The organism is Halochromatium glycolicum, assembly GCF_016584085.1.
GTDB lineage: Bacteria > Pseudomonadota > Gammaproteobacteria > Chromatiales > Chromatiaceae > Lamprobacter > Lamprobacter glycolicus.
In genome coordinates this window covers 1-2293 of sequence record NZ_NRSJ01000100.1, presented here as the reverse complement: position 1 = coordinate 2293, position 2293 = coordinate 1, and the positions used below count along the sequence as shown (strand labels likewise).

General features: G+C 61.3%; 4 protein-coding genes. 3 read left to right on the top strand and 1 reads right to left on the bottom strand.

All coding sequences use genetic code 11. From position 1 onward, the window contains the following. Positions 1–178 precede the first annotated feature (178 nt). The 3 genes from CKO40_RS23570 to CKO40_RS23985 all read left to right on the top strand — a co-directional run bounded on the left by CKO40_RS23570 (position 179) and on the right by CKO40_RS23985 (position 1566). Positions 179–463: a class I SAM-dependent methyltransferase gene (locus CKO40_RS23570; protein ID WP_200348898.1), complete on the top strand. Its 285-nt coding sequence runs from the start codon at positions 179–181 to the stop codon at positions 461–463. 402 nt (positions 464–865) lie between these two features. Continuing rightward, positions 866–1255, top strand: coding sequence for a DUF2809 domain-containing protein (locus tag CKO40_RS23565; RefSeq protein WP_200348897.1), 390 nt, complete (start codon positions 866–868; stop codon positions 1253–1255). Positions 1256–1260: 5 nt separating this feature from the next. Then, positions 1261–1566 carry a hypothetical protein gene (locus CKO40_RS23985; RefSeq protein ID WP_207173838.1) on the top strand — a complete coding sequence of 102 codons (306 nt, stop codon included), beginning with the start codon at positions 1261–1263 and terminating at the stop codon, positions 1564–1566. On the opposite strand, the gene CKO40_RS23560 is transcribed toward CKO40_RS23985, so the two are convergent. Then, the gene (locus CKO40_RS23560; RefSeq protein ID WP_200348896.1) at positions 1550–1747 is read right to left on the bottom strand and encodes a PIN domain-containing protein; all 198 of its coding nucleotides are present in this window, start codon (positions 1745–1747) and stop codon (positions 1550–1552) included. The genes CKO40_RS23985 and CKO40_RS23560 overlap by 17 nt on opposite strands. Between the last annotated feature and the right edge of the window lie 546 nt (positions 1748–2293).

Below are 2293 nucleotides of genomic sequence, written 5' to 3'. Positions count from 1 at the left end.
AGGCCTGGGTGTGTGCTGACGCCTTTGTTGGGCCTGGCCGCAGAGTGGGCGAGGGCGCCATCGTTGGGGCGGCCGCTGTGGTGGTGTCCGACGTCCCTGATTGGCAAATCGTTGCTGGGAATCCGGCCCAGCTCATCAAGCAGCGGGTGCTGCGTTATCCAGAAGAGGAGTAGCGTTGATGAGAGAGCCTGCCATCAGCGGTGATCGCTACAGTCACGCCGGTGTGAATCATTCACACGGCGTCTTGCTGCCGGCCGTGCTCGATTTGATCACGGAACTGGAGCGCTTTGACACCCTCGGCGGACACCGGAGACGACGCCTCTTTGAGCTCGGCTGCGGCAATGGCAGCGTCGCGCATGCACTCACCGAGCGCGGCTGGGACGTGACCGGGGTTGATCCATCCGCCGAACGGATCGCACAGGCGCAGACGGCCTATCCGCACTTGAACCTTCAGACACTGTAGAGAAACTCATCCTTTAAAAATCAGTAGCTTGTCGTGAGAATTGCCACAGGAAAGCCCAACAGCCAGAACCTTTCCAAGTTTCTGTCTTTCAAAATCAGGCAGTTATTTCTTATACAGCGTCTCAGGTTGGCTCCGCTTACGACGATCTGGCCGCGCAGTACGGACGTTTTCGGTCGTGCTGAGCCTGGAGGTCGTCGGGCACGTCGACGCGCCGCGAGATTATGCGCGGACGGTCTTCGATCTGTTGGAAAGCGGGGGCGTGTCCGGCGAGGCGACTCCGGCGAGGCGACTCCGGCGATTGCCAGCAGCCATGGTGTCGCTGGGGGCGGGGCGAGCGCCGCTAGCGCTGATGAGGCCTTCGAGCGCACGAGGTCAGGTTGGCCGTTGAGCAGGGTGCCTTCAGTGATCCGATGGCGATGCCTGGCCCTTAGTGGGGCGCTGGTCCCGCTAGGGCTCTGGACGAAGGTCTATGTCGGCCCGGCTAGCGCTTGGGTTGCTGGCTCACTGGGCGGGGTGCTCTACGTGGCGTTCTGGATCGTGCTGGCGATGGCCTTTGCGCCTGGGCGTTGGTTGCTGCGGGTGTCGCTGACGGTGCTGAGCCTGACCTGCCTGCTGGAGTTGCTGCAGCTCTGGCATGCGCCTTGGTTGGAGTCGGTGCGGGGGAGCGTTCTGGGGCGTGCGCTGCTGGGCAGTACCTTCGCCTGGCTGGATTTTCCACACTACGCGCTGGGTGCCTTGTTGGGGGCGGCGTTGGCACGGTGGTTTTGTATTGATGAGACGAGGACGGCTTGACTGCAATGAACTATGCCCTGCGCAAACGCATCCTCGTCACCGGCGGTGCCGGTTTCTTCGGCTCGCACCTGCTCTCGGAAGCCCACGCGGACTGTGATTCGCAGCCGCAGGCTCAGTTGAGCGTCACGAGCAGTAGCGGGCAACATCGGCTGATGGCGCTGAAATCCCGGTCCTTGATAAGCACAGGCAACCGGTCCCGAAGCGAGAGTTGGGCGATGAGGCAGTCGATGGTCGAGCGGATGGTGACCCCATTGGCTCCGCAGAGGATGCTGCCGCCCTGGGGCAGAGCGTGGGTCAAATCTGGATGGTGACCCCATTGGCTCGGCAGAGGCGCTCGATGCGCGCGGCCTCCCGGTCATCGGTCATCGTGGGTTCGGGTACGACATCGAACGCCAGCAACAGGTCGGCAATGCGCGAGGCTTCCGCCTCGGTTTTGAGGCCGAGCAGGATCTGGATTGTTCTGATATTCGGCAATTTTTGCCCGGAACCCACGCGGGTTTGCTGCTCGTCCGATTGAAGAATCCAGGCTGACGAGCCGTCGCCGACCGGATACGGTCGTTATTTGCCGTTCATCCTGTGCACCGTTGGGCCGGTTGTTTCGTCGTCGATGGCGGCGTAGTCGCGATTTGTGCGCAGCTGGATGGCCCCGCTCATGCCGTGGTCAGCCCGAACGGGCTGCAAAGGGCGGCTCCAGGCTCAGGAGCAATAAGTGGCTGTCCATTTTCTACTTCCCGATGATCGCCCAGCTCTGGCCCGTAAATCGGGAAAAAGTTGATGGACAGCTTCTATAGCCATTCCGCCTGATCGCCGGACAGAAAGCGCCGGAACAGTCAGCACCGATGGGCTCAGCTTGTCCGGAAACCAGGGCGAGTGACTATAAACCGCGTCCAGAGACAGAAACGTCATTTTTCTTGCGCCAGGCAAAGCCTGGAAGAGGGGGATGATCGCGAAATGATTTGAGTGATCGGAAACCTCTTATTGTGACCCGCCGGGTGAAAGTCCCGAACCGGAAAGGACTGGCCATCCACCGGAACCGAG